At 68.3% G+C, this 26,394-nt stretch carries 25 protein-coding genes; 11 read left to right on the top strand and 14 right to left on the bottom strand.

Annotated features, from left to right (window positions below):
- Positions 1-121: 121 nt before the first annotated feature.
- From bioF to F467_RS0100530, 4 genes are read right to left on the bottom strand one after another with little or no spacing between them, the layout of a single operon-like run.
- On the bottom strand, positions 122-1,303 hold the full coding sequence (gene bioF / locus F467_RS0100545) for an 8-amino-7-oxononanoate synthase (protein ID WP_018138922.1): 1,182 nt from the start codon (positions 1,301-1,303) through the stop codon (positions 122-124).
- Positions 1,304-1,327: 24 nt separating this feature from the next.
- Positions 1,328-2,080 carry a class I SAM-dependent methyltransferase gene (locus tag F467_RS0100540; RefSeq protein ID WP_018138923.1) on the bottom strand — a complete coding sequence of 251 codons (753 nt, stop codon included), beginning with the start codon at positions 2,078-2,080 and terminating at the stop codon, positions 1,328-1,330.
- Between the two features lie 13 nt (positions 2,081-2,093).
- Positions 2,094-3,089: a biotin synthase BioB gene (gene bioB / locus F467_RS0100535; protein ID WP_018138924.1), complete on the bottom strand. Its 996-nt coding sequence runs from the start codon at positions 3,087-3,089 to the stop codon at positions 2,094-2,096.
- Positions 3,086-3,544: a hypothetical protein gene (locus F467_RS0100530; protein WP_012983647.1), complete on the bottom strand. Its 459-nt coding sequence runs from the start codon at positions 3,542-3,544 to the stop codon at positions 3,086-3,088. Before F467_RS0100530 ends, bioB begins: the two co-directional genes overlap by 4 nt.
- Before the next feature lie 12 nt (positions 3,545-3,556).
- Here F467_RS0100530 and F467_RS13855 point away from each other — a divergent pair, with 12 nt between their 5' ends.
- Entirely contained in the window at positions 3,557-4,333 is a 777-nt protein-coding gene (locus F467_RS13855) for a ComF family protein (protein WP_012983646.1), read from the top strand.
- A 5-nt stretch (positions 4,334-4,338) separates the two neighbouring features.
- Here F467_RS13855 and ubiA read toward each other — a convergent pair whose 3' ends face one another.
- The 10 genes from ubiA to F467_RS0100475 all read right to left on the bottom strand — a co-directional run bounded on the left by ubiA (position 4,339) and on the right by F467_RS0100475 (position 14,999).
- Positions 4,339-5,208, bottom strand: a complete 870-nt coding sequence (ubiA, locus tag F467_RS0100520; RefSeq protein ID WP_012983645.1) for a 4-hydroxybenzoate octaprenyltransferase — start codon at positions 5,206-5,208, stop codon at positions 4,339-4,341.
- 91 nt (positions 5,209-5,299) lie between these two features.
- Complete coding sequence (locus F467_RS0100515; protein WP_012983644.1) at positions 5,300-5,965, bottom strand: OmpA family protein; 666 nt, start codon at positions 5,963-5,965, stop codon at positions 5,300-5,302.
- A 104-nt stretch (positions 5,966-6,069) separates the two neighbouring features.
- Positions 6,070-6,918 carry a shikimate dehydrogenase gene (gene aroE / locus F467_RS0100510; RefSeq protein WP_012983643.1) on the bottom strand — a complete coding sequence of 283 codons (849 nt, stop codon included), beginning with the start codon at positions 6,916-6,918 and terminating at the stop codon, positions 6,070-6,072.
- Positions 6,915-7,931 carry a porphobilinogen synthase gene (hemB, locus tag F467_RS0100505; protein ID WP_018138926.1) on the bottom strand — a complete coding sequence of 339 codons (1,017 nt, stop codon included), beginning with the start codon at positions 7,929-7,931 and terminating at the stop codon, positions 6,915-6,917. The genes aroE and hemB overlap by 4 nt, the downstream gene beginning before the upstream one ends.
- Before the next feature lie 22 nt (positions 7,932-7,953).
- Entirely contained in the window at positions 7,954-8,883 is a 930-nt protein-coding gene (gene hemF / locus F467_RS0100500) for an oxygen-dependent coproporphyrinogen oxidase (RefSeq protein ID WP_018138927.1), read from the bottom strand.
- 16 nt (positions 8,884-8,899) lie between these two features.
- The gene (locus F467_RS0100495; protein ID WP_012983640.1) at positions 8,900-9,493 is read right to left on the bottom strand and encodes an L-threonylcarbamoyladenylate synthase; all 594 of its coding nucleotides are present in this window, start codon (positions 9,491-9,493) and stop codon (positions 8,900-8,902) included.
- Positions 9,480-12,044 carry a DNA topoisomerase I gene (locus F467_RS0100490; RefSeq protein WP_012983639.1) on the bottom strand — a complete coding sequence of 855 codons (2,565 nt, stop codon included), beginning with the start codon at positions 12,042-12,044 and terminating at the stop codon, positions 9,480-9,482. The genes F467_RS0100495 and F467_RS0100490 overlap by 14 nt, the downstream gene beginning before the upstream one ends.
- Positions 12,045-12,185: 141 nt before the next feature.
- A complete protein-coding gene (locus tag F467_RS0100485; RefSeq protein WP_012983638.1) occupies positions 12,186-12,671 on the bottom strand; it encodes a DUF494 family protein in 486 nt (161 codons plus the stop codon).
- A complete protein-coding gene (gene dprA, locus F467_RS0100480) occupies positions 12,668-13,801 on the bottom strand; it encodes a DNA-processing protein DprA (protein ID WP_012983637.1) in 1,134 nt (377 codons plus the stop codon). Before dprA ends, F467_RS0100485 begins: the two co-directional genes overlap by 4 nt.
- A gap of 28 nt (positions 13,802-13,829) precedes the next feature.
- Positions 13,830-14,999 carry a LysM peptidoglycan-binding domain-containing protein gene (locus tag F467_RS0100475; RefSeq protein WP_018138928.1) on the bottom strand — a complete coding sequence of 390 codons (1,170 nt, stop codon included), beginning with the start codon at positions 14,997-14,999 and terminating at the stop codon, positions 13,830-13,832.
- A gap of 144 nt (positions 15,000-15,143) precedes the next feature.
- Here F467_RS0100475 and def point away from each other — a divergent pair, with 144 nt between their 5' ends.
- Genes def through F467_RS0100425 form a run of 10 tightly spaced genes read left to right on the top strand, consistent with a single transcriptional unit; the run spans position 15,144 to position 26,385 of the window.
- Positions 15,144-15,677 (top strand): peptide deformylase, encoded by a 534-nt coding sequence (gene def / locus F467_RS0100470; RefSeq protein WP_018138929.1) that lies wholly within the window; start codon positions 15,144-15,146, stop codon positions 15,675-15,677.
- Entirely contained in the window at positions 15,677-16,639 is a 963-nt protein-coding gene (gene fmt, locus F467_RS0100465) for a methionyl-tRNA formyltransferase (protein ID WP_018138930.1), read from the top strand. The genes def and fmt overlap by 1 nt, the downstream gene beginning before the upstream one ends.
- A 3-nt stretch (positions 16,640-16,642) precedes the next feature.
- The gene (rsmB, locus tag F467_RS0100460) at positions 16,643-17,998 is read left to right on the top strand and encodes a 16S rRNA (cytosine(967)-C(5))-methyltransferase RsmB (RefSeq protein WP_018138931.1); all 1,356 of its coding nucleotides are present in this window, start codon (positions 16,643-16,645) and stop codon (positions 17,996-17,998) included.
- Between the two features lie 3 nt (positions 17,999-18,001).
- Positions 18,002-18,571 carry a DUF4390 domain-containing protein gene (locus F467_RS0100455; RefSeq protein WP_018138932.1) on the top strand — a complete coding sequence of 190 codons (570 nt, stop codon included), beginning with the start codon at positions 18,002-18,004 and terminating at the stop codon, positions 18,569-18,571.
- Positions 18,556-20,763, top strand: a complete 2,208-nt coding sequence (locus F467_RS0100450; RefSeq protein ID WP_038038520.1) for an ATP-binding protein — start codon at positions 18,556-18,558, stop codon at positions 20,761-20,763. The genes F467_RS0100455 and F467_RS0100450 overlap by 16 nt, the downstream gene beginning before the upstream one ends.
- Entirely contained in the window at positions 20,760-22,139 is a 1,380-nt protein-coding gene (locus tag F467_RS0100445) for a sigma-54 dependent transcriptional regulator (RefSeq protein WP_018138934.1), read from the top strand. The genes F467_RS0100450 and F467_RS0100445 overlap by 4 nt, the downstream gene beginning before the upstream one ends.
- A gap of 57 nt (positions 22,140-22,196) precedes the next feature.
- A complete protein-coding gene (gene trkA / locus F467_RS0100440) occupies positions 22,197-23,576 on the top strand; it encodes a Trk system potassium transporter TrkA (RefSeq protein ID WP_018138935.1) in 1,380 nt (459 codons plus the stop codon).
- Positions 23,577-23,589: 13 nt separating this feature from the next.
- Positions 23,590-25,044, top strand: a complete 1,455-nt coding sequence (locus tag F467_RS0100435; protein ID WP_018138936.1) for a TrkH family potassium uptake protein — start codon at positions 23,590-23,592, stop codon at positions 25,042-25,044.
- A 28-nt stretch (positions 25,045-25,072) separates the two neighbouring features.
- A complete protein-coding gene (locus F467_RS0100430) occupies positions 25,073-25,411 on the top strand; it encodes a tetratricopeptide repeat protein (protein ID WP_018138937.1) in 339 nt (112 codons plus the stop codon).
- A complete protein-coding gene (locus F467_RS0100425; protein WP_018138938.1) occupies positions 25,408-26,385 on the top strand; it encodes a lipid A biosynthesis acyltransferase in 978 nt (325 codons plus the stop codon). Before F467_RS0100430 ends, F467_RS0100425 begins: the two co-directional genes overlap by 4 nt.
- Positions 26,386-26,394 lie beyond the last annotated feature (9 nt).

Here is a 26,394-nt window from a genome sequence, read left to right as displayed (position 1 = left end):
GGTCCGTCTCCTTTCGACCGTGCTCGGCCCCAGCCTCGCGCGGGGTCGCTGAACGGTTCTTTAACGGGGAATGGCGGTTTTCGGAAACGTGAAGGGCGTCAATGCCGGGGTGTGTACGGGTTCACGGAGTCGCATGTTCGAGGGCCTGCTCCAGCGCCCGTAGCAAGGCATCCACCTGAGCCTCGGTGTGGGCGGCGGACAGGGTGATGCGCAGCCGTGCCTGGCCCTCGGGGACTGTGGGCGGACGGATCGCCGGGACCAGAAACCCGGCGGCCAGCAGCCTCTCGGCCACGTCGCTAGCGCGGTGGGCGTCACCGATCTGGACCGGCTGGATGGGGGTCAACGGAGGCGGGTGCTGCAGGCCGAGCCGGTCCAGGCCCGCCCCCAGGCGCTGGAGCAGGTCCTGCAGGTGCGCCCGCCGATCCGTTGCGGCCTCGGCGATGCGCACGGACGCCAGCGTTGCGGCGGCGAGGGCGGCCGGCATCGCGGTGGTATAGATGTAGGGCCGGGCGGTCTGGATCAGTGTCTCGATCAGGGCTTCGGAGCCGGCAACGAAGGCCCCGGCGGCGCCGAATCCCTTACCCAGCGTGCCCATCAGGATCGGCACATCGTCCGCGCCGAGGCCGTGGTGCTGGCAGCTGCCGCCACCGGTCGCGCCCAGCACCGACAGGCCGTGGGCGTCATCCACCATCAGCCAGGCATCGAACTCGCGCGCCAGCGCGGCTAGCTCCGGCAGGGGTGCGATATCCCCGTCCATGGAGAACACCCCGTCGGTGACGACCAGCCGATGCCCGCGATCGGGAGCCCGCTCCAGGCGATCGCGCAGGTGCCCGGGATCGGCATGACGATAGCGCTGGCTGCGCGCGCCGGCCAGGCGCACGGCATCGATCAGCGAGGCATGGTTCCAGCGGTCCTCGAACACCGTGTCGTGGCGGCCGGCCAGCGTCTGTACCAGCGCCAGGTTGGCCATGTAGCCGGTCGAGAACAGCAGCGCGCGCTCGCGCCCGGTGAAGCGCGCCAGCGCCTGCTCCAGTTCCACATGGGCGCGGGTGTGGCCGTTGATCAGATGGGCGGCCCCGGCCCCAAACCCGTAGCGGTCGAGGGCCTCGCGGGCGGCGGCGGCGACGGCCGGATCGGCCGCCAGACCCAGGTAGTCGTTGGAGCAAAAGGCGACGATCGATTTACCGTCGATGACCTGCTCCGGCTGCTGCGGCCCGTCCAGCGTGCGCAGACGGCGCCAGCGACCGTCCGTGCGCACGCGGTCGAGGCGGGCCTGCAGAAAGGCCTGCAGCGACTCGCTCATGGTGAATGGCTCATGGTGAATCGCTCACGGCCGCAGCCCGGCGCGCAGGAAGATCGGCCAGTGGACGCGGGCGGTGATGTCCGTATTCGGCCACAGCGCGCGCAGGGCCGGCTCCAGCACGGCCAGCGGATCCTGGCCGGCCGCCTGCGCGCGGCGGATGGCTGACCAGGTGCCGAGGTAGCCGAGCAGGGTGTCGCGGCCCCATTCGCGGTCGATCCGAAACTCGGGCGTCTCGATCTCCGGCCAGGGGAACGGCAGGTCGCGGTAGTGGCTGCGGATATGGCTGCGTTCTTCCGGCCACCAGGGCGCCAGGGTGGTGTCGTGAAAGTCGGTCAGCAGGCGGTCCAGCGCCGGGTCCTCGGCGCGCAGGATGCCGTAGCCCCAGATCGCCAGCAGGCCGCCCGGGCGCAGGACGCGTGCAACCTCGTCATGGAACTCGGCGTGGCGAAACCAGTGCGCGGCCTGGGCGACGCAGGCGAGATCCACCGAGGTATCGGCCAGTGCGCAGGCCTCGGCGGCGCAGGCTACTCGGTTGATCCCGGCTGTCGCCGGCAGAGCGGCCAGCAGGGCTGGGGCGGCATCGGTCGCTACGACCTGGGAGAAGTGAGGCTGCAGGCCCTGCGCGGCCTGGCCATTGCCGCTGGCGCAGTCCCAGGCCTGTTCGTGGTGCGGGGTGCGCGCGGCCAGCCAGTCAAAGAGATCGGCGGGGTAGTCCGGGCGGTGGCGGGCATACGCCGCCGCCACCGCCGAGAAATGATCGGGAAAGTCGCCCGCCACTGGCTGGTCGGCATCAGGCCGATGCGGAGGCGGGCCGGTCCGATTCCCCGGGGGCTTCCGGGCCGGCCTCCGGGCGCAGGCCGAGGCGTTCGAACAGCGCGAGGTCGTGGTTCTCGCCGGGGTTCGGTGTGGTCAGCAGGGTGTCGCCGTAGAACAGCGAGTTGGCGCCGGCCAGGAAGCACAGGGCCTGCATCTCGTCGGACATCTCGGTGCGCCCGGCGGACAGGCGCACGTAGGAGGCCGGCATCAGGATGCGGGTCACGGCGATGGTGCGCACGAACTCCAGCGGGTCGAGGTCCTCGATCCCGTGCAGTGGGGTGCCCTCGACCTGGATCAGCTGGTTGATCGGGACCGACTCCGGGTGCTTCGGCAGGTTGGCCATCTGCTGCAGCAGGCGCGCGCGGTCGCGGCGCGACTCGCCCATGCCGAGGATGCCGCCGCAGCAGACGTTCATGCCGGCCTCGCGCACGTGCTCCAGGGTCTCCAGACGGTCATCGTAGGTGCGCGTCGAGATGATGTGCCCGTAGAACTCCGGCGAGGTGTCGAGATTGTGGTTGTAGTAGTCCAGACCTGCCTCGGAGAGGCGTCGGGCCTGCTCGGCCTTCAGCATGCCCAGAGTCATGCAGGTCTCCAGGCCTTCTTCCTTGACCGCACGGACCATCTCGATCACGCGTTCCAGGTTCTTGTCGGTCGGGTTCCGCCAGGCGGCCCCCATGCAGAAGCGGGTCGCACCCTGGGCGCGGGCGTTGCGCGCCGCCTCCAGCACCTCGTCCAGTGGCAGCAGGCGCTCGCGTTCCAGCTCCACTTCGTGGTGCGCGCTCTGCGGGCAGTAGGCGCAGTCCTCGGGGCAGGCCCCGGTCTTGATCGACAGCAACGTGCTGACCTGTACTGCGTTCGGATCGAAGTGTTCGCGGTGCACGGTCTGCGCGCGGAAGATCAGGTCATTCAGCGGCAGGTCGAGCAGGGCCTCGACCTCGTCGGTGTTCCAGTCGTGGCGGGGCGTGCTCATGAGTGTGGCTCCTTGTCGGCTTCCGCCGGGATGGCGACATCGGCCCAGGGTTCGCGGTAGACGCGGAACAGGGCGTAGACCGTCCACGGCAGCAGGATGGCGGCAGCCACGGCCCAATAGGCGCGGTAGTAGGCCAGATCCGGCGGGAAGAAGGTGGCGACCCCGATCAGCAGGCCCATCAGCGCGTAGTAGCGATAGGCCGCCCACTGCGTGAAATGGCCCACGCGCGGATCGGGGTGGTGCTTGTTCAGGGCGTACACCAGCATGGAGGCGCCAAACCACAGCACTAGCGGCACGATGCCCATGATCGCGGCAATGATGAAGCCGACTCCGACCCCCTCGCTGCTAACCACAAACAGCGGGATGCCGGCAATCGACACGCTGATCAGATTGCCGACGTCGAACATCGCGGCGGCGCGCCGCGAACTGCGTGCGGAGACGGTCTTGGTCGCCATGGACTACCCTGAATGCAAAAGCGGAAGCATACCATCATGGCTCATCCCCCTTCAGCCACGCCGGGGCAAACTGGAGAGCGATCGGGCGCGCTGCGTGCGCTGAGCGCCTGGGCGGCCCGGGCGCTGTATCCCGACCACTGTGGCTTGTGTCTGGCCCCGTTGCCGGAGGGCGGGGCCATCTGTCCTGCCTGCCGCAAGGACCTGGTGCGGGTGGAGGCCCCGTGCCCGGGTTGCGCGGCACCCCTGCCGGCGACAGTGGCCTGCCCCGCCTGTCAGCGCCGCCCTCCGGCAGTAGACGCCCTGCGGGCGCCATGGGCCTATGCCTGGCCGCTGGATCGGGTGCTGCTGGCCTACAAGCGCAGCGGCCACGCCCGCGCTGAACGGATCCTCGTGGACCTGGCCGCACAGGCAGCCCGCGAACGCCGGGATGTGCCGACACCGTTGCCTACCCGCGTGGTGCCCGTTCCATTGCACCCCTCGCGCCTGCGCGAGCGCGGGTTCAATCAGTGCGAGCCGCTGGCGCGGTGCGTCGCCGAGGTCCTGGGGCTCCCGCTGGATACCGCATGCGTTCGCCGCGTACGGGCCACGCCTTCGCAGCAGACGCTGAGCGGTCCACAGCGGCGCCGGAACCTGCGCGATGCATTTGCCGTGAACGCGGAGTTGGCGGGCGAGCGGGTGCTGCTGGTGGACGATGTGGTCACGACCGGGGCGACCCTGGATGCGCTGGCCCGTGCGCTGCGGGCGGCGGGAGCGGCATCGGTCGAGGGTCTGGCGCTTGCCCGCGCGTAACCGAGTTAGCCCCCCAGATGATGGTCTGCGATCATCGCGAGCAGGACCACGGCACCGAGATAATGGTTGTTCTTGAATGCCCGCAGGCAGTCGGTCGGCTCGCGTTCGGCGATCAGGAACTGCTGGTAGAACATCAGCATCGCCACGATCACCAGCCCCGCCGTGTAGTAGCCGCCGAGCCCGGCATGCTGGCCGATCAGGTACAGCCCCAGCCAGACGAGCACCTGGAGCCCCGCGGTGATCAGACGGTCCATCTCGCCGAACGCGATGGCGGTGGACTTCACCCCGATTTTCAGGTCGTCTTCTCGGTCCACCATCCCGTAGAAGGTGTCATACACCACGGTCCAGGCGAGCACGGTCACGTACAGCAGCCAGGCGAGCGGCGGCGGGTGATCCCCGGTGACCGCGGTAAAGGCCATGGGCACGGCCCAGGCGAAGGCCGCGCCCAGGTGCACCTGCGGAAAGTGGTGGAAGCGCTTGGCGAAGGGATAGGTGGCGGCCAGCACCACTGCGACCAGGGAATAGAGAATGGTCAGCAGGTTGGTGAACAGCACCAGCACGAAGGCGGTCAGCGCCAGCACGGCGAAGGTTGCCAGGGCCTCGTTCGGGGTGATGGTGCCCAGTGCCAGCGGGCGGTCGCGCGTGCGGGCGACATGGGCGTCGAAGTCGCGGTCCGCGTAGTCGTTGATCGCACAGCCGGCCGAGCGCATCAGCACGACGCCGGCAACGAAGATGAAGATCAGCGAACCCGGCGGCCAGCCCTCGGCTGCGATCCAGAGCGCCCACAGAGTCGGCCACAGCAGCAGATAGATGCCGACAGGCCGGTCCAGGCGGACCAGTCGGGCCAGTTCCCACAGGCGTGCACGTGCGTCCATGGCGGCCAAGCTTACCAGCCCGGCGCGCCGGATGGATGAGGAAGGGGGCGGGTCGGGCAATCCCCGGCCCGATCGTGCTGGGGGCCGGCGCTCAGTCCGCGGTCAGCGGGAACAGGGTCAGTTCTACACGCCGGTTCAGCGCGCGGCCCTCGGCGGTTTCGTTGGTCGCGATGGGCTGATGCGGCCCGAAGCCGACGGTGTCGACGCGCACCGACTGGACGCCGCGCCGTATCAGGGCGCGCCCGACGCTCTGAGCGCGCCGTTCCGACAGGTCCATGTTGTACTCGACGCGTCCGGTGATGTCGGTATGGCCGGCGACCTCGATACCGGTCTGGTCGTATTCGGCCAGGACCAGCGCCACCGAGTTCAGCACCTCCTCGAACTCCGGTTTGATGTCGGTGCGGTCGATATCGAAGGTGATGTGCCCGGGCATGTTCAGGATGATGTTGTCGCCGTCGCGGGTCACGCTGACACCGGTTCCCCGCAGCTGCTCGCGCAGCTCGGCCTCCTGGCGGTCCATGTAGTTGCCGATCGCACCGCCGGCCAGGGCCCCGATCCCGGCCCCGATCATCGCGCGCTGGGTGCGGTTGCGGCGGCTGGTGATGCTGCCGACCACGGCCCCGGCAGCCGCGCCGACACCGGCGCCGATGGCCGTGCGCGATACCCGCTCCTCGCCGGTATAGGGATCCGTGGTGGTACAGCCGATGGCGAAGGTCAGAAAACCGACCAGTACCAGAACACCAATGCGCGAGATCATGCTTGCCCCCCAGCCGGGAAGGAACTCCCGGGTTTCAGTCTGCGCCCACGGGCGCGCTCGGGAACAGGATTGCGCCGTTGCTTGAACGGAAGGTGAACCGGGCGTCAGGCCGTGTCGTTTTCGTGACGCAGTTGGCGCAATACCGGGGTGGTGTCGGGGTGGATGCCGCGCCAGGTCGCGAAGGCCTCGGCGGCCTGCTCGACCAGCATGCCCAGGCCGTCCGACGTCTGCCGGCAGCCAGCATCCCGGGCCCAGTCGAGGAACCGGGCCGCACCGGGGCCGTAGACCAGGTCGTAGGCCAGGCTGTCCGGGTGCACCAGCGTCGCGGGCAGGTTCAGGCCCGCGTCGGACAGGCCGGCGGCGGTGGCGTTGATGACCAGATCGAACGGGCCGGCGGGCAGGGCGTCGAGGCCGCAGGCGGAGAGCTCGGTATCGATCGCCAGGTCGGCGAAGTCCTCGGCCAGTGCCTCGGCCCGCGCCGCAGTGCGGTTGGCGATCACCAGCTGTGCGGGGTGGCGCTCCAGCAGGGGCTGCAGCAGCCCGCGGGTCGCGCCGCCGGCCCCGAGGATCAGGATGCGCCGGCCGGGCACCTCGCCACCCAGGCGGTCGAGGTCGCGGCAGAAGCCGATGCCGTCGGTGTTGTCGCCGTGGAGCTGGCGCTCGTCGTCGCGCCAGAGGGTGTTCACGGCGCCGGCGCGCCGGGCGCGGTCGGTCAGGACCCGGGCCAGGGCGAACGCCTCTTCCTTGAACGGGACGGTCACGTTCAGGCCGCGGAACCCGGAGGAGAACCATGCCCAGACCTCCTCGGCGAACTGACCCGGGGTGCCCAGCAGGGCCTCGTAGGTCAGGTGCTGCCCGGTCTGTTCGGCGAATAGGGCATGGATGCGCGGCGACAGCGAATGGCGGATCGGGTTGCCGACCACGCCATAACGATCGGGGCGCGGCTCGCTCATCGGGCCGCGTCCTCCGTCAGCCATTCGGCCACGGTGCGGGCGTAGTAGGTGAGGATGCCGTCGGCCCCGGCGCGCTTCATGCCGGTCAGGGCCTCCAGCACGCAGGCGCGCTCGTCCAGCCAGCCGCGTTCGGCGGCGGCCTTGAGCATCGCGTACTCGCCGGAGACGTGATAGACGAAGGTCGGGCGCTGGAACTCGTCGCGAATCCGGCGGACCACGTCCAGGTACGGCATCCCCGGCTTGACCATCACCATGTCGGCGCCCTCGGCCAGGTCGAGCGCGACCTCGTGCAGGGCCTCGTCGCCGTTGGCCGGGTCCATCTGGTAGGTCTCCTTGCCACCCTTGCCCAGATTGCCGGCCGAGCCCACCGCATCGCGGAACGGCCCGTAGAAGGCCGAGGCGTACTTGGCGGAGTAGGCGAGGATGCGGGTGTGTATGTGCCCGCCGTCCTCCAGCGCGGTGCGGATCGCGCCGATGCGTCCGTCCATCATGTCGGAGGGGGCGACCACGTCGGCGCCGGCCGCGGCATGCGACAGCGCCTGCTTCACCAGGGCCTCGACGGTGATGTCGTTCACCACGTAGCTGTCGTCGTCGATGATGCCGTCCTGGCCGTGGGTGGTGAACGGGTCCAGGGCGACATCGGTGATCACGCCGAGCTCGGGGTGGGCCTGCTTCAGGGCGCGTACCGCGCGCTGGGCCAGGCCCTCGGGGTTCCAGGCCTCGGCGGCATCCAGGCTCTTCTTCTCGCCCGGGACCACCGGGAACAGGGCCAGGGCCGGGATGCCGAGGCGCACGGCCGCGGCCGCCTCCTCCAGCAGCAGGTCGATGCTGACGCGCTCCACGCCGGGCATCGACGGCACCGCCTCGCGTACCCCCTCGCCCTCGGTGACGAAGACCGGCAGGATCAGGTCGTCCGCGCGCAGGTGATGCTCGCGCATCAGGCGGCGGGAGAAGGCGTCGCGGCGCATGCGGCGCGGACGGCCGACGGGATAGGGGGCGATCGGTGCGGTCATGCGGGTCGTCCTTGTTGGTGGGTCAGCCGGCGGACTCGGTCAGCCAGTCGCGCGGCTTCAGATAGCGCTCGTAGAGTTCGGCCTCGGGCGTACCGGCTTCCGGCTGGTAGTTGTATTCCCAGCGCACCAGCGGCGGCAGCGACATCAGGATCGACTCGGTGCGCCCGCCCGACTGCAGGCCGAACAGGGTACCGCGGTCGTAGACCAGGTTGAACTCGACATAGCGCCCGCGCCGGTAGAGCTGGAACTGGCGCTCGCGCTCGCCGTATTCGGTCGCGTGGCGACGCTCGACGATCGGGCCGTAGGCATCCAGATAGGCATTGCCGACGCTCTGCATGTAGCCGAAGGCGTGCTCGAAGCCGCCCTCGCTGAAGTCGTCGAAGAACAGCCCGCCGACGCCGCGCGGCTCGTCGCGGTGCTTGAGATGAAAGTACTCGTCGCACCACTGCTTGTGCGCCGGGTAGAGGTGCTCGCCGAACGGACGACAGGCGGCCTCGGCCGTGCGGTGCCAGTGGATGCAGTCCTCGTCGAAACCGTAGTACGGGGTCAGGTCGAAGCCGCCGCCGAACCACCAGATCGGCTCCTCGCCGGGCTTCTCCGCGATGAAGAAGCGCACATTCGCGTGCGAGGTCGGCACATACGGGTTGTGCGGGTGGATCACCAGCGACACGCCGGTGGCCTGGAACGAGCGTCCGGCCATCTCCGGGCGGTGCGCGGTGGCCGAGGCCGGGAGGTTGTCGCCCATCACGTGGGAGAAGTTGACCCCGGCCTGCTCGAAGACCCGCCCCTCGTGCAGTACGCGGGTCCGTCCGCCGCCGCCGGCCGGGCGTTCCCAGGCGTCCTCCTGGAAGCGGGCCTGGCCGTCCAGGCCCTCGAGACCCTGGCAGATGCGGTCCTGCAGGCCCTGCAGGTAGTCGATGACACGGTCGATGGAGACGTGGTCCTGGCTCATGCTGCGTCCCGGTTGGTTATTCGTGGGTATCCGGCGCGCCCCGGAGCCAGGCCCCGGTGCGGGCATCGCGGATCGTGCTGGGTGCGGTGCGCCCGCCACATTCTGCCTGCAGGATCGCGTCGATGCCCGCCCCGAGCTGCGTGTTCACGCAGTCCCAGGTGCGGCAGGGCTCTATGCCCGCGCGGTTGGCGCTGGTGGAGACCAGGGGGCTGCCCGCGGCCGCGCACAGCGCGCGCGTCTCCGGGTGGGCGGTGACGCGTACCGCGAGGCTGTCGTGTTCGCCGCGCAGCAGCGGCGGGCAGGCATCGGTGACGGGTAGCAGCCAGGTGGTCGGCCCAGGCCAGCTGGCGTCGATCTCGGCCCGGCGTTCGGCCGGTAGCGGCGCCAGCCAGGGCGCGAGGCGATCCAGCCGGTCGGTGACCACAATCAGTCCCTTGGTGGCCGGGCGGCCCTTGATCTCGAGGATGCGATCGATCGTCCGGGGGTCATCCGGGCGGCAGCCAAGGCCGAAGACCGCCTCGGTGGGGTAGGCGACCACGCCGCCGTCGCGCACGCACTGCGCGACGGGCTCGATCTCGGGGGTTAGCAGCGGTTGGCTATTCGGATCCACGGTCGCCGGAGGGCTGGGCACTCAGGCGGCTGTCGCCGCTGCCGGATTTCGCGCTACCAGACTTGGCGGTCGAAGCCTTCTTCGCCGGGGCCTTCTTCGACGTGCTCGTCTTCTTTGCGGTGGCCTTTTTCGTGCCCGTCTTGCTGGCGGCCTTCTTGGTGGTGGCTGCCTTTTTCGTGGTCGTCTTCTTTGCGGTCGACGACTTGGAGGCGGTTTTCCCGGAGGACTTGCCGGTCGACTTGGCCGCCCCCTTGCGGCCGCGGCCCTTGCGTTCCGGGGCGGCGGCGATCAGTTCCTGGCACTGCTCCAGCGTCAGGGACTTGGGATCGGTCTCCTTGGGGATCTTGGCGTTCTTGTTGCCGTCGGTCACGTAAGGGCCGTAGCGCCCGTTGAGGACCTGGATGCCCTCTTCGTCGAAGCTCTTGATGAAGCGTTCGGCGTCCTTCTTCTTCTTCTCGGCGACGATCTCCAGCGCGCGCGGCAGCTCGATGGTCCAGACGTCGTCGTCCGGGCCGAGGGAGGCGTACTTGGAGCCGTACTTCACGTACGGTCCGAAGCGGCCGATGTTGACCATCACCGGCTCGCCCTCGGGCGTCTCGCCGAGGTCGCGCGGCAGCTTGAACAGCTCCAGCGCCTCGTCGAGGGTGATTTTGTCCATCTTCTGCCCGGGCAGCAGGCCGGCGAAGCGCGGCTTCTCCTCGTCGTCCTTGGTGCCGATCTGCACGATCGGGCCGAAACGGCCCAGGCGCACGCTGACCGGGCGTCCGCTCTGCGGATCGGGGCCCAGTTCGCGCGACTGCACGGCCTCGGCGCGAGTGACGTTTTCTTCCTTCTCCTTCACCCGGTCGCGGAAGTCGCCCCAGAAATCCTCCAGCACCGGGACCCAGTCCTTCTCGCCGCGCGAGATCGCGTCCAGCTCGTCTTCCAGCTTCGCGGTGAAGTCGTAGTCCACGTAGCGGTCGAAGTGCTGGGTCAGGAAGCTGTTCACGATCCGGCCGGTGTCGGTCGGGATGAAGCGCTTGCCGTCCATCTCCACGTACTCGCGCGACTGCAGCGTGGAGATGATGCTGGCGTAGGTGGACGGACGGCCGATGCCGTATTCCTCCAGCGTCTTCACCAGGCTGGCCTCGGTGTAGCGCGGCGGCGGCTCGGTGAAGTGCTGGTCGGCGGTGACCTCTTCCAGCTGGACCGTGTCGCCCTCGGCCATTTCCGGCAGGCGCTTGTCCTCGTCGTCATCCTGCGCGTCGTCGCGGCCCTCCTGGTAGACGGCGATGAAGCCGGGGTCGACCAGGGTGGAGCCGGTGGCGCGGAACTGGTGTCGGCTGTCACCCGGGACCAGGTCGGCGGCCACGGTGTCGAAGGTCGCGTGGATCATCTGGCAGGCGACGGTGCGCTTCCAGATCAGGTCGTACAGCCGGGCCTGGTCACTGCTCAGGCGGGCGCGGACCTCGTTCGGCAGGCGGCGCACGGAGGTCGGGCGGATAGCCTCGTGGGCCTCCTGCGCGTTCTTCGACTTGGTCTTGTACTGGCGCGGGCTGTCGGGGACGTTGTTGGCGCCATAGCGCTCCTCGATCAGGCCGCGGATCTCGCCAATCGCCTCGCCGGCCAGGGCCACCGAGTCGGTACGCATATAGGTGATCAGGCCGATCGCGCCGGAGCCCAGATCGATCCCCTCGTACAGCTGCTGCGCGGTGCGCATGGTGCGCGATGCGGTGAAGCCCAGCTTGCGCGAGGCCTCCTGCTGCAGGGTCGAGGTGGTGAACGGCGCGGCCGGGTTGCGGCGGCGCTGCTTCTTCTCGACCTTGGCGACACGCAGCTCGCCGTTCGCGGCCTCGGTCAGGCGCTTCTGGGCGTCATGTGCGAGTTCGGCGCTGTTCAGGTCGAACTGGTCCAGCTTGTTGCCGTCCAGGTAGGTCAGGCGCGCGGTGAACGGCTGCTCCTGGCGCTCGACCTTCGCATCCAGGGTCCAGTATTCGCGCGGGACGAAGGCCTCGATCTCGTTCTCGCGCTCGCAGATCATGCGCAGTGCCGGGCTTTGCACGCGCCCGGCGGACAGGCCGCGCTTGATCTTGCGCCACAGCAGCGGGGAGAGGTTGAAGCCGACCAGGTAGTCCAGCGCGCGGCGCGCCTGCTGGGCATCGATCAGCGGCTTGGCCAGGTCGCGCGGTTCCTCGATCGCCTGCTGGATCGCCTTCTTGGTGATCTCGTGGAACACGACCCGATGCACGCCACGATCGTCTAGCAGGCCGCGGTCACGCAGCACCTCGTAGAGATGCCAGGAGATTGCCTCGCCTTCACGGTCGGGGTCAGTCGCGAGGATCAGGTCATCGGATTTCTTCAGCGCCTTGGCGATCGCTTCGATCTGCTTTTCGCTGCGCTCGATCACGTCGTACTTCATGCGGAACCCGTTTTCCGGGTCCACCGCCCCTTCCTTGGGGACCAGGTCGCGGACATGGCCATAGGAGGCCATGACCTGGTAGTCCGGGCCGAGATATTTTTCGATGGTCTTGCCCTTGGCGGGCGACTCTACAATGACGAGGTGCTTGCTCATGTCGCTCGGGACCGTCTCCGTGGCAGCGGGTTCCGTATCGGGGCGATCGCGGTCGCATGGCAGCGACCGGGTTCACGGGCGCTAAAGACTAGAGGAGGAAAACGCCCGTGGCTACCGCATTGTCTGCGGAGGACGGTGGACTCAGTGCAGATAATCCACGGCCGACGGGCCGGCATCGTCGCGCATCACCTCTTCCAGGCGGGAATAGGCGATCGCATCGTCGGGCTGGTTGAACAGCACCATCAGCACCACCCAGCGCAGCTGGTCGAGGTCGATCTCCTCGGCGTCCAGTTCCATCACGCGGTCCAGTACCAGCTCGCGGGTGCCGGCGGTCAGCAGCCCGTTTTGCTCCAGGTGCAGCAGGAAGCCGTGCGCCTCGGTGTCCAGGCGCTTGCGCTCTTCCGGGGCATAGATGCGCTGGGCCGCGCTGTCGCCGCCGCGACCGGTGAGGGGGGCCTCGCTCATCAGGCGATCCAGCCAACCCAGGGCGCGGTCGATCTCGGGGCGGGCGAAACCGGCCTCCACCAGGTGGCGTTCCAGTTCCGCGCGATCCGGCTCCTCGTCGGATTCCTCGTCCATGGTGTGCTCGAACAGGTACATGAGCACATCCAGCACGCTTTCGTTCATGATTCAGGGGATCCTGCGTCGAGGCGCTGGTAGCGCCCGTGGTCGAGGGCGGCCACACGGCCGTTGAGTTCCAGCAAAACCAGCATGGATGAAAGGCGCTCGATGGTCAATTTGGTGCGATCCCGCAGGGTTTCCAGCGGGATCGGGTCAAAACCCATCGCGTTCAGCACGCGTTCCTGCTCCGGATCCAGTGGCTCCCGGGCCGGTTCCGGTGGTGTGCTGGCTGTCTCCCCGGGGGCGACGCCGAGCCAGTCCGCCAGGTCTTCCAGCACCTCGTCGGCCGATTCCACGAGTTGCGCCCCATCACGGATCAGGCGATGGCAACCTCGGCTGACCGGGCTCAGTACCGAGCCCGGCACCGCGTAGACCTGCCGGCCCTGTTCCGCCGCCAGGCGGGCGGTGATCAGCGATCCGCTCTTCAGCGCGGCCTCGACCACGACCGTGCCCAGGGCCATGCCGCTGATCACCCGGTTGCGCTGCGGGAAGTTGCGCGCCAGTGGGCGCGTGCCGGTTGGCCACAGCGATACGACCAGTCCGTGATCCGCGATGCGGTGGGCGAGGCGACGATGCTGCGCCGGGTAGATGCGGTCGGGGCCGGTCGCGACGACTGCGATCGTGCGGCCACCGGGGGCAGCCAGGGCGCCCTCGTGGGCCACCCCGTCGATGCCGCGCGCCAGGCCGCTGGTCACCACCACGCCGGCACCGGCGAGCTCGCGCGCGAACTCCCCGGCCAGGCGTTCGCCCTGCGGCGTGCACTCGCGTGCGCCGATGATGGCGATCTGCGGCCGATGCAGCAGGCTCGGGTCGCCGTTCAGGTACAGGACCGGGGGCGGATCGGGGATTTCGGCCAGTAGCGGCGGGTAGTCGGGGTCATCCCGGCATAGCAGGTGGTGCCGCTCGTCCTGGTCGAGCCAGGCCTGGTCGGCATCGGCGGCTGCCGTGCGGGCCGCCGGGTCGATATTCAGCTCGACGCCGTGATGGCGCCATTCGCTAGGAGAAGCGGCCAGGGCGGCGCCGGGACCGCCAAAGGCCTCGACCAGATGCAGCAGGCGCTGGTGGCCGAGCCCCGGGGTGTTGATCAGTTCCAGCCAGGCGCGCTGATGCGTCGCCCGGTCCCAGTCGTCGGTCATCGGTGGTGCGGATGCCCGTGCGAGCGGATCAGTGCGACGGATGGCGGACCTTGTCACCCTCGCGCAGGGTGCGGTCGGACTCCGTGACCAGGATGTAGGAGACCTTCTCGAAGGTCTGGAACACCATCACCGTTCCGACCGATTCCTCGGGCAAGGTCACGACCTCGTTCGCCCGGTCGCTGATCGGGTCGCGAACCTGGCGGCCGGCGGTGTAGGCGGTCATCACCTGGCCGTTCTCGATGCCGTCACGCTCGCCACGGTTGATGATCGCAGCCTGGAGCTGGCCGATCTGGCTGATCGCGTCAAACAGGGAGATGATCGTGCCCTCCAGGTCTTCTGGCGGACGTCCGATCTCGAACAGCATGTCCTGTTCGTCGGCATAGGGGACCAGGCGGTCGCCGCGGATGGCTTCGCGCTCGCCCTTGCGGATGTTTGCGCGTGCCACGTTGCCGGGCTCGACGATCTCGGCCTCGCCAATCGGCAGGGTCGCAATGCCCAGGTTCTCGCCGGTGTCCGGGTCCACCAGCTCGCCGTCACGACGCACGATGTGATAGAGGTCGTATTGCTGGGTGTCTTCGGCATTGCGCACGTAGACGCGGTCGCCCGGGCCGAAGATCACGCGCTCGTCCTGCGAGGCCAGGATGTAGGGGGCGTTGTCCAGCGTCTCGTCGTCCAGCACCTGCGGACGGAACATGAACGACTGCAGCGTGGAGATCGGGGTGACGTCCTCTTCGCGATCGACTACGCGAATCTCGGGCGACAGACGCTTGGTCGGGCGAACGCGCGGGCCGCCATCCACGGTGATGCGCGGTTCGCCGTCCACGTAGTAGATGCTGAGTACGTCGCCCGGATAGATCAGATGCGGGTTCTCGATCTCGGGGTTCACCAGCCAGATCTCCGGCCAGTACCACGGGTCGCGCAGGAACATCGCGGCGATGTCCCACAGGGTGTCGCCCTCGCGGACCACGTAGCGTTCGGGAGCGGATTCGCGGATCTCGGGTTCCGGCTCCGGGGTCTCGGCGGCCCGGTCGGTTTCGCGGGAGGTGTCCTCGCTGCGGGCCGTTTGTGTGGCCTCGGTGTCCTCGGCGGTGGCAGCCCCCTCTTCGGTCTGGGTGGCTGCGCAGGCGCCGAGCAACAGCGTTACACTGAATAAAATGCCCGGCAGAACGAAGGTCGTGGTCGCCCTGGTCTTGTACATTGCTGTCCCCTGTCAGATCCGCGCGCTCCCCGAGCCTTCTTTTGCTTTAGCCCGGCCCCATGCGGATGACGCAATTCCGCGGATATTGCGGTCCAACGTTAGCAGAATTGCGGCATCTGTACAGTACAAAGTTTGAGGTTTTTCATGGCCAAGCGCGAAATACTGCATTTCCCGGATCCCCGCCTGCGTCTGCAGGCGGAGCCGGTCGAGACGGTGGACGACGAGGTCCGCACTCTGGTCGACGACATGCTGGAAACCATGTACGACGCGCCGGGCATTGGTCTGGCGGCCACCCAGATCAACGTGCAAAAGCGGGTGTTGGTGGCGGATGTCTCCGATGACCAGAGCGAGCCGCACGTGCTGATCAACCCCGAGATCCTCGAGACCTCCGGCGAGGAGGAGATGGACGAGGGCTGCCTGTCGGTGCCCGGATTCTACGAGCGGGTGCAGCGCGCCGACCGTATTCGTGTGCGTGCCCTCGGCCGAGACGGCCAGCCCTATGAGCTCGATATCGATGGCCTTCTGGCCGTGTGTATCCAGCACGAGATCGACCACCTCGACGGCAAGCTGTTCGTGGACTACCTCTCCAGCCTGAAGCGCAATCGCATCCGCAAGAAGCTGGAGAAGCAGGGCGCGCGGGCCGGCGCGGGAGACAAGGCCGCGGCGCCCGCCGTCTGATGAAGCAAGGCAACAAGGACGTGCCATTGCCGCGTGTGGTCTACGCGGGTACACCCGACTTCGCGGTCCCTGCGCTGGAGGCCCTGATCGAGCGCGGCCCGAGGCCCGTGGCCGTCTACACCCAGCCGGATCGCCCGGCGGGGCGGGGGCGCCAACTGCGCCCGAGCCCGGTCAAGGTCGCCGCCGAGGCGGCCGGCATCCCGGTGCTGCAGCCGGAATCCCTGAAATCGCCCGAGGCCCAGGCCGAACTGGCCGCCTGGCGCCCGGATATCCTGATCGTAGCGGCCTACGGGTTGATCCTGCCGCGAACGGTGCTGGAGATCCCGGGCCGGGGCGGGCTGAACATCCACGCCTCGCTGTTGCCCCGCTGGCGCGGTGCGGCACCGATCCACCGCGCGATCCTGGCCGGCGATACCGAGACCGGGGTCTGCCTGATGCAGATGGCGCCCGGCCTGGACACGGGCCCGGTGCACGCCTGTCGCTCGACCCCGATCACGGCGACGACGACCACCGGTGAGATGCACGATACGCTGGCCACGCTGGGCGCCGAGCTGCTGCTGGAGCGGCTGCCCGAGATCCTCGCGGGGCGTTCGCAGCCGGAACCACAGGACGATGCCGGCGCGACCTACGCGCACAAGCTGGAAAAGGGTGAGGCCTGGCTGGATTTTGCCCGCCCGGCGGTGGAGCTGGATCGCCAGGTGCGGGCCTTCAACCCCTGGCCGGTTGCCCAGGCGCGCTGGGGCGAGCAGGTGATCCGCGTGCATGCCGCGCGCCCTTTGCCCGGGCCGGCGGACCCGGAGCCGGGCACCATCCGAGCCGCGGGCCGTGACGGGGTGCAAGTGGGCACCGAACAAGGTCAGCTGCTTCTGGAGACCGTGCAGCTGCCGGGCAAGCGCCCGGTTGCGGCCGCGGACTGGGCCAATACTACGGCGCTGATCGGGCAGCGCCTCGCGGGCGGCTGAGCGATGGCGGGCAAGCGCAACGGACGCATCGTACCCTCGCGGGTGGACTCGCGCTCCCCGCGCCAGCGGGCGCTGGAGGCGGCCGAGGGGGTCGTATTGCAGGGGCATTCCCTGACGCGCGCGGTCGAGCACGCAACCGAAGGGCTGAACGCCCGCGACGCGGCCTGGGTGCAGGCGCTGGCCTACACCACGCTGCGCTGGTATCCGCAACTGTCGGCGCTGGTAAACGGGTTCCTGGAGCGCCCGCTGCGCAAGAAAGACGCCGTGATCGGTGTGCTGCTGGCGCAGGGGCTGGCCGAGCTGATGCATTTCTCTACCCGTGACCACGCGGCCGTGCGCGAGACCGCGGAGCTGGCGCGGGCCATCCATCGCCCCGGTGCGGTGGGGCTGATCAATGCGGTACTGCGGCGCGCGCAGCGCGAACAGGATGCGCTGGAGGCGGCAGTCCGGGAAGACCCGGCGCTGCGTTATGCCGTTCCGGAATGGCTGCTGGAGGCGATCCGCGCCTCCTGGCCCGACGACTGGGAGACGTTGCTGGAGGCGGCCACCCGTCCCGCACCTATGACCCTGCGCGTGAACCTGTCCCGCACCTCTCGCGAGGACGCCCTTGAGGCGCTGGTCGAGGCGGGGCACCCGGCACAGGCGCACCCTCAGCTGGAGGCAGCCCTGACACTGGAGGAACCCGCGGACGTCGCTCGACTGCCCGGTTTTGCCGAGGGCCGGCTCTCGGTGCAGGACGCCTCTGCGCAATGGGCGGCGGTCCTGCTCGATCCGCAGCCGGGCGAACGCGTGCTGGATGCCTGCGCGGCCCCGGGCGGCAAGACCGGTCATCTGCTGGAACGGGCGGGTGGTGATCTCCAGTTGACTGCGCTGGACAACGATGCCGAGCGACTTGTGCAGGTGCGCGAAAATCTCGACCGACTGGGCTTCGCCGCGCAACTGACCGCGGCCGACGTCGCCGACCCCGATGCCTGGTGGGATGGCCAGCCCTTCGATGCGATCCTGCTGGATGTGCCCTGCTCGGCGACCGGGGTGATCCGGCGTCACCCGGACATCAAGACCCTGCGTCGCGCCGACGACATCCCGCGCCTGGCGGCGGAGCAGGCGCGTATTCTGGAGGCGGCCTGGGGACTGCTGCGCCCTGGCGGGCGCCTGCTGTATGCGACCTGTTCGCTCCTGTCGGAGGAGAACGGCGCGGTGGTCGCGGGCTTTCTCCAGCGCACGCCGGATGCGCGCGCGCTGGAGCCCGAGGGCGGCCCGCCGATCGCCGGCGCGCACGTACGCTCGGTCGGCTGGGCGCTGCCGCTGGGCCTGGAAGGCGGCGATGGCTTCTACTACGCGTTGTTGACAAAGGACTAGGGCATGCGCGCGGGGCGGTCGCCGATCGGATTCCTGCTGGCGTGGTCGCTCGTGCTGGCGCTGGTCCCGGGTACGGCGCAGGCCCTGGAGATCCGCGACGCCCGGCACATGTGGATGGACGATGACACCCTGCTGGTGCGCCTCGTGCTCGACATGCGACTGCCGCAGGTGCTGGAAGATGCGCTGGCCAATGGGGTCACACTGGAGTTCGAGGCCGAGGCCCGGATCGAACGGGATCGCTGGCTGGGACGGGAGTCCGTGCAGCGCGAGACACGCCGGGTCAAGCTGCAATATTTTGCGCTGAACCGGTATTACCTGGTAACCGACGTGAACGATGACCGGATGGAGCTCAAGCCGACCCTGGGCGATGCCCTGGAGTATGTCGCCCGCCGACTCGGGCGCCTGCCGATGCACGGCGTCCCGGGGGCGGTGCGCGAGCGGCCGGAAGACTACAACATGGCCGCGCGGCTGTTGCTTGTGTATTCGGCGCTGCCCTTGCCGTTGCAGCTGGATGCCGGTCTGCGCGGTGACCTCACCACCCGGCGGGAGTGGCATCGATGGTCCCTGGATTAAGACGCTTCCCATGGGGCCTGCTGGGCATGGGCCTGCTGTTCCTGCTGCTGCTGACCTCGCTGGTGGTCATGGGCGGGGCGGCGCAGGACCAGGCCCGCTTCGAGCAGCTGTTCCTGTGGCTGCTGGTATTCCACGCCGCAATCCTGCTGGTGCTGGGGGGGCTGATCGTCCACCAGTTCGTGCGCATGGTCGCCCAGTATCGCCAGGGGGTGCCCGGCAGTCGCCTGACGCTGCGGCTGGTCGGGGGGTTCATGCTGGTCGCGGTGCTGCCGGTATCGGTCGTCTATTACTTCTCCTTCGAGTTCCTGAACGAGGGCGTGGACTCCTGGTTCGACGTGCGCGTGGACTCCGCGCTGGAGGATGCCCTGGAGCTGTCGCGTTCGTCGCTGGATCTGCGCGTGCGCCAGCTGGCGACCGAGACGCAGGAGATGATGAGCGAGCTGGAAGGGGTCTCGGAGGGTCTGGTTCCGCTGGCGTTGAATGACTACCGCCGTCAGGTTGGGGCCCAGGAGTTGACGCTGGTCGGATCCAACAACCGCATCATTGCCTCGTCCACCGACAGCCCGATCCGCCGCCTGCCGAGTCCCCCCGGGGCCGATATCCTGATGCGGGTGCGCCCGGAGCAGCCGTATTCGCGACTTGAGCCGCAGACCGACGGCTCGCTGGTGATTCGCGTGGTGGCGACCACCAGTAGTCGAAGACCGGGGGCGGAGAACCGCATCCTGCAGGGGATTTATCCGGTCGATCCGCGCATGTCGGCCCTGTCACAACGCGTGGAGGATGCCTTTGCCGGCTACCGCGAATTCGCCTACCTGCGCGGCCCGATCATCCAGGGCTTTATCTTTACCCTGTCGCTGGCGCTGGCGATCTCGCTGATGGCGGCTCTGTGGGCCGGGCTTCTGGTGGCCAGGCGCATGGTGCGTCCGATCTCCGATCTGGTGCAGGGGACGCGCTCGGTCGCGGCTGGCGACTATTCCACCCGGCTCGCGGTGCAGCGGGCCGACGAGCTGGGCTTTCTGGTGCAGTCGTTCAATGCGATGACGCGCACGCTGAACGAGGCGCGTGACGAGGCCGAACGCAACCGCCGCCTGCTGGATGCCGAGCGCGCCTACCTGGAGAGCGTCCTGCAGCACCTGCGTTCCGGCGTGCTCGCGCTGGATGGCAGTCTGCGCCTTCGCACCGCGAACGAGGCCGCCGGCCAGATCCTGGAGTGCGACCTGCAGGGCGCCCGCACGCGTCCGATCTCCGAGCTGGGCGCCGAGTGTCCGCTGGTCGGGCAGTTCTTCGAGGCGATCAACGATGCCCTGGCGCGCCAGGAAGACGAGTGGTCGCGGCAGGTTGTCGTGTTTACGCGTTCCGGGCGCAAGGTGCTGATGACGCGTGCCGTTTGGCTGCCAACCTCGGGCTCCAGCCGCGGCCTGCACGCGATCGTGTTCGATGACATGACCGAGTTCCTGAAGGCGCAGCGCGACGCGGCCTGGGGCGAGGTGGCCCGGCGTCTGGCACACGAGATCAAGAATCCGCTGACCCCGATCCAGCTCTCCGCCGAGCGTCTGTCGCGCCGGCTCGGCAAGGTCCTGGACGGGGCTGACCGCGAGGTGCTGGATCGCGCGACTGGCACGATCATCCAGCAGGTGGAGGCGATGAAGACGCTGGTCAACGCCTTCCGCGATTACGCCCAGGCCCCGCGCCTGGAGCTGGGATCGGTGGACCTGAACCAGCTGATCCAGGATGTCTGCGAGCTGTATGTCGATTCCGACGGCCATTCCCGTGTGCAGACCGACCTGGAGTCGGGCCTCCCCGGGATTCGGGGCGACGCCGGACGCCTGCGACAGCTGCTGCACAACCTGATCAAGAACGCGCTGGAGGCCGGCAAGGACCAGGAGGCGTTCGTGGTGCATATCGCGACCGCCTATCTCGACGATCCGACCGGACCCCATATCGAGCTGCGGGTGACCGACACCGGCCCGGGTATCAAGCCCGAGTTGCTGGAACGCATCTTCGAGCCCTACACCACCGACAAGCCGCGTGGAACCGGTCTCGGTTTGGCGGTCGCGCAGAAGATCGTCGAGGAACATGGCGGCATGATTGAGTGCCATAATGAACCGGCGGGCGAAGGTGGGGCGGTTTTCCGCATTCGCATCCCGGTCGAACATACCCCGCAGGCCCTGGCCCACGAGGAACCGGAATGAGCGAACCCTACGTACTGGTCGTCGACGACGAACCGGATATCCGGATGCTGTTGCAGGATGTCCTCGAGGACGAGGGCTATCAGGTGGCGCTGGCCGGCTCGGTGGCCGAGGCCAAGGCTCAGCGCCGTAGTCGCCGGCCGGATCTGATTCTCCTCGACGTCTGGATGCCGGATGGCGACGGGATCTCCCTGCTCAAGGAGTGGGGCGACGACGAGGGTCTGCCCTGTCCGGTGGTGATGATCTCCGGCCACGGCAATGTCGAGACCGCCGTCGATGCCACGCGCCTGGGGGCCTACGACTTCATCGAAAAGCCACTGTCGATCGACAAGCTGCTGATCACGCTGAACAACGCCCTGGAGGCCGCCCGCCTCCAGCGCGAGAACGTGGGCCTGAAACGCCATGCCGGCACGGTCGCCGACCCGGTGGGCGGCAGTGCGGTGATGGTGAACCTGCGCGACCAGGTGCAGCGCATGGCGCAACACGACACCTGGGTGCTGATTACCGGCGAGCCCGGGGTGGGCAAACAGACCTTCGCCCGGCTGCTGCATGCGCGCAGCGCCCGTCGGGACAGTCCGTTCATCGTGGTATCGGTCGGTTCGCTGTCGGGCGACGAGGCCGTGGCCGAGCTGTTCGGAAGCGAGCAAGGCGATCGTGTGCGCTATGGGCTGCTCGAGCAGGCCGCCGGTGGCGTGCTGTTTCTCGACGAGGTCGCGGAGATGGATATGCAGACGCAGGGGCGTCTGCTGCATGCCCTGGATACCCAGCGCATTACCCGTATCGGCGGCGATCAGCCGATCAGCGTCAACGTGCGGGTGATTGCCGCCAGCCAGCATGACCTTGGCGCGGCGGTGGAGCAGGGCCGGTTTCGCGAGGACCTGTACTACCGGTTGAACGTCCTCCCGCTGGCCATCCCGCCGCTGCGCGAGCACGCGGAGGACATCCCGGAGTTGCTGGACTACCATATGCGCCATCTGCACCAGCAGGAAGGCCTGCCGATGCGGCTGTTCCAGCGTCCGGCGCTGGAGCGGCTGCAGCAGTATCAGTGGCCCGGCAACGTGCGCGAGCTGCGCAACCTGGTGCAACGGCTGATGATCCTCGGCTCCGGTGACGAGATCACCCGCGACGAGGTCGAGCGCACCCTGACCGGCCAGCCGCAGCGCGGTGAGGAGTTCGAGGAGGGGGCACTGGCGATCCCCGACCTGCCGCTGCGCGAGGCGCGCGAGCAGTTCGAGCGCGAGTATCTGATCCAGCAACTGGAGCGCTCGGAAGGCAACATGACACGGCTGGCCGAGCGGGTGGGGCTGGAGCGCACCCACCTCTATCGCAAGTTCAAGGCACTGGGCATCGATCCAAAACGGGTGAAGGCCGACGGCTGAGACGCCAGCCTTCGTTTCCCTGGCACGACGCCCTGACATCTCCGGGACGGGAGACGCATGAAGCACATCATCATCCTCGGCGCCGGGCAGGTGGGCCAGTCATTGGCCGAGGCCCTGAGCGCCGACGGCATCGACATCACCATCGTCGACTCCCGCGGCGAGCGCCTGGCCGAGCTGGAGGACCAGTTCGACATCAAGACGGTGAACGGCTTCGCCTCGCACCCGAGCGTGCTGGAGGCCGCCGGGGCACAGGATGCCTCGATGGTCATCGCGGTGACCGACTCCGACGAGGTGAACATGATCGCCTGTCAGGTTGCCTCGACCCTGTTCAACGTCGAAACCAAGATCGCCCGTGTGCGCTCACGGGATTACCACGAGACCCCGGAGCTGTTCGCCCAGGATGCGATGCCGGTGGACATGCTGATCTCGCCGGAGGCGATCGTCACCCGTCACATCCACCGCCTGATCGAGCATCCGGGCTCGCTGCAGGTGCTGGAGTTTGCCGAGGGGCTGGTCTCGCTGGTCGGCGTGCGCGCCTACTACGGTGGGCCGCTGGTCGGGCACGAGCTGAAGAACCTGCAAAGCGACATGCCCGGCATCCACACGCGGGTCGCGGCGATCTTTCGCCAGAACCGCTCCATCCAGCCGGATGGCAGCACCGTGATCGAGGCCGACGACGAGGTCTTCTTCGTCGCCGCGAAGAAGAACATCCGTGCAGTCACCTCGGAGCTGCGCAAGCTGGAAAAGCCCTACAAACGCATCATGATCGCCGGCGGCGGCAATATCGGCGAGCGCCTGGCGGAGACGCTCAGCAAGCGCTACCGGGTCAAGGTGATCGAGCGCGACCCGGATCGCGCCGACCACCTGGCGCGCTCGCTGCCCAGCAATGTGCTGGTCCTGCATGGCGACAGTGCGGACGACCGCTTCCTCGAATCGATCGGCATCGAGAACAACGACGTCTTCTGTGCGGTGACCAACGACGACCAGGCCAACATCTTTGCCGGCATGCTGGCCAAGCGCTGGGGCGTGCGCAAGGTGATGTCGCTGATCAACCGTCCGAGCTATGTGGACCTGCTGCAAAGCGGCACGATTGACGTCGCGATCTCGCCGCAGCAGGCGACCATCAGCGCGCTGCTGGCGCGCGTGCGCGAGGGCGGAACGGCCACCGTGCATACCCTGCGTCGCGGCGCCGCCGAGGCAATCGAGACGGTGGTGAACGGCGATGCCCGCACCTCCCAGGTGGTGGGGCGGCGGATCGAGGAGATCGACTTCCCCGAGGGTACGAGTGTGGGCGCGGTGGTGCGCGGCGAGGACGTGATCATCCCGCACCACGACACGGTGATCGAGGCCGGTGACCACGTGATCCTGTTCCTGACCGACCGGCGCAAGGTCAAGCAGGTGCAGCGCCTGTTCCAGCCCTCCGCGCTGTTCTTCTAGGTCGTACTGGCCGATGCTGCATTTCGCATCCACCGCCCGCCTGCTTGGGGTCCTGCTGACGCTGTTCAGCCTGACCATGCTGCCGCCGGCGGCGATCGGATTTCTCTACGGCGAGTCCACCGCCTGGGTGTTCCTGCAGGCGTTCGCGCTGCTGCTGCTGATCGGCGGGATCCTGTGGGGCTCGATGTACCGGGCGCGCAGCGACCTGCAGGTGCGCGACGGCTTCATCCTGGTCGTGCTGTTCTGGCTTGGGCTGGGGATTGCCGGGGCGGCGCCTCTGGTACTGGACCCGAACCTGCCGGTTTCGTTTACCGATGCGGTGTTCGAGTCCATGTCCGGGCTTACCACCACCGGGGCGACGGTGCTCACCGGGCTGGACGACCTGCCGCGCGCGATCCTGTGGTATCGCCAGCAGCTACAGTGGCTGGGTGGCATGGGGATCATCGTGCTGGCAGTGGCGATCCTGCCGCTGCTGGGCGTGGGCGGCATGCAGCTGTTCAAGGCCGAAACCCCCGGCCCGATCCGTGACAACAAGCTGACCCCGCGCATTGCCGAGACCGCGCGCAACCTCTGGTACATCTACCTGGGCCTGACCGTGGCCTGCGCGCTGGCCTACTGGGCCGCCGGGATGGAGGCCTTCGACGCGGTCGGGCATGCGTTCTCGACCATCGCGATCGGGGGGTTCTCCACCTACGACGCCAGTATCGGGCACTTCGATTCGGTGGCGATCGAGACGGTGGCGATCGCGTTCATGATTCTTGGCGGGATGAACTTTGCGCTGCACTTCCTGGTGCTGCACCGCGCGACCTGGAAGCCGTACCGGCGTGACGAGGAACTGCGTACCTACCTGATCCTGCTGGTCTCCGCCGCCGTGATCGTGGTCGGCTACATGCTGTGGAGCGGCTTTGCCGCCGATACGAACGATGCCCTGCGACGGGGGATCTTCCACGTGGTGTCGGTGGCGACCACCACGGGCTTCACCACCGATGCGTTCTACCTGTGGCCGGGCTTTCTCCCGGTGCTGCTGATCTTCCTGTCGTTCATCGGGGCCTGCACCGGCTCCACCGGCGGCGGGATGAAGGTGGTGCGCGTACTGCTGCTGGTGAAGCAGGGGCTGCGCGAGATCAAGCGCCTGATCCATCCCCATGCCCGGATCGCGGTGAAGGTGAACGGCAAGGAAGCGCCCGACCGCGTGGTCCAGGCGGTCTGGGGCTTCCTCGCCGCCTACGTGATGGTCTTCGTGGTGATGATGCTGCTGATCATGGCCTCCGGGCTGGACCAGGTCACCTCGTTCTCCGCGGTGGCCGCGACCCTGAACAACCTTGGCCCCGGGTTGGGCGAGGTCGGGGCCAACTACGCCTCGATTAACGACTTCAGCAAGTGGGTGCTGGTGCTGGCGATGCTGATGGGCCGGCTGGAAATCTTTACCGTGCTGGTGCTTCTGTCGCCCGCCTTCTGGCGGCGTTAGCCTGACGATATCCAGAAGGAGGAGCTCCATGAGTGACATGATCGAACGCTTCCAGAACATGCTGGATGGCGGACAGGACTCCGCGATGCTGCGCTTTTCGCTGGGCAACGCCCTGGCGACCGACGGCCAGAAGGAGGCCGCGATTCCGCACCTGGAACGCGCGCTGGAACTGGATGGCGGGTATTCCGCCGCCTGGAAGCTGCTGGCCAAGACCCTCGTTGACCTGGAGCGGCCGCAGGCCGCGCTGTCCACCTGCGAACGCGGCATTGCCATCGCCACCGAGAAGGGCGACCTGCAGGCGGCGAAGGAGATGGAGGTCTATGCGAAGCGCGCGCGCAAGCAGCTCGATGCGGGCGGGGGCGCATGAGCGAACAGGCCGGGGAGACCCGCTCGGGCCAGGAGGCAGGCGCCTATCAGGCACCGCTGACCGGCCGTCATTTCGCCCCGCGCTACTGGGGCAGCTGGCTGCTGCTGGGCGTCGCCTGGGTGCTGCAGGAGATACCGCGCCCGGCCGTGCATGCACTGGCCCGGGGGCTCGGGCGACTGATCCGCAAGGGCGCCGGGCGCAGCCGCGCGGTGGTGGAGTGCAACCTCGAGCTGTGTTTCCCCGAAATGACCCCGGCCGAGCGCGAGAAGCGCATGGAGGCCTACTACCGCTACCAGGCGCAGACGGTGCTGGACTACGGCCTGCTCTGGTTCGGCAAGCCCGGCCAGCACGCCGCGCGCATCCGCATCGAGGGGCTGGAACACTACGAGCGCCTGCAGGCGGCCGGTACGCCGGTGATCGTCCTCGCCCCGCATTCGCTGGCGCTGGACTACGGCGGCGTGCGCATGAGCCAGATGTACGACGGTGTGTCGTTCGCCAAGCCGATGAAGAACCCGGTGCTGGAGTGGATTAACCACCGCAGCCGCACACGCTACTCGGGCGACATCTTCGCCCGTGAGCAGGGCCTGCGTCCGGCCATTCGCCAGCTTCGCCGCGGCCGTTTCTTCTACTACCTGCCGGACGAGGATCTGGGGGCCGAGGGAGCGGTGTTCGTCGACTTTTTTGGGGTCCCCAAGGCGACGCTCACTGCGCTGGGACGCCTGGCGCGCATGTCGAAGGCGGCCGTGCTGCCCAGCTTCGCCTGGTACGACTCGGTGGCGGACCAGTACGTGATGCGCCTGTGGCCCCCGCTCGAGGGCTTCCCTAGCGGCGATGACCATACGGATGCCCGGCAGATGAACCAGGCCATCGAACGCGGGGTCACACAGGCCCCGGCCCAGTACCTGTGGTCCATGCGCCTGTTTCGCACCCGTCCCGAGGGCGAGCCCCCGCTCTATCCCAGCCGCAAGCGCTGATCGTCCATC

Origin of the sequence: Thioalkalivibrio sp. ALJ12 (assembly GCF_000378305.1) — a bacterium.
In the GTDB taxonomy this organism is placed as follows: domain Bacteria; phylum Pseudomonadota; class Gammaproteobacteria; order Ectothiorhodospirales; family Ectothiorhodospiraceae; genus Thioalkalivibrio.
The sequence above is the reverse complement of the archived record's forward strand: the minus strand, read 5'-3'. Positions and strand labels throughout refer to the sequence as shown.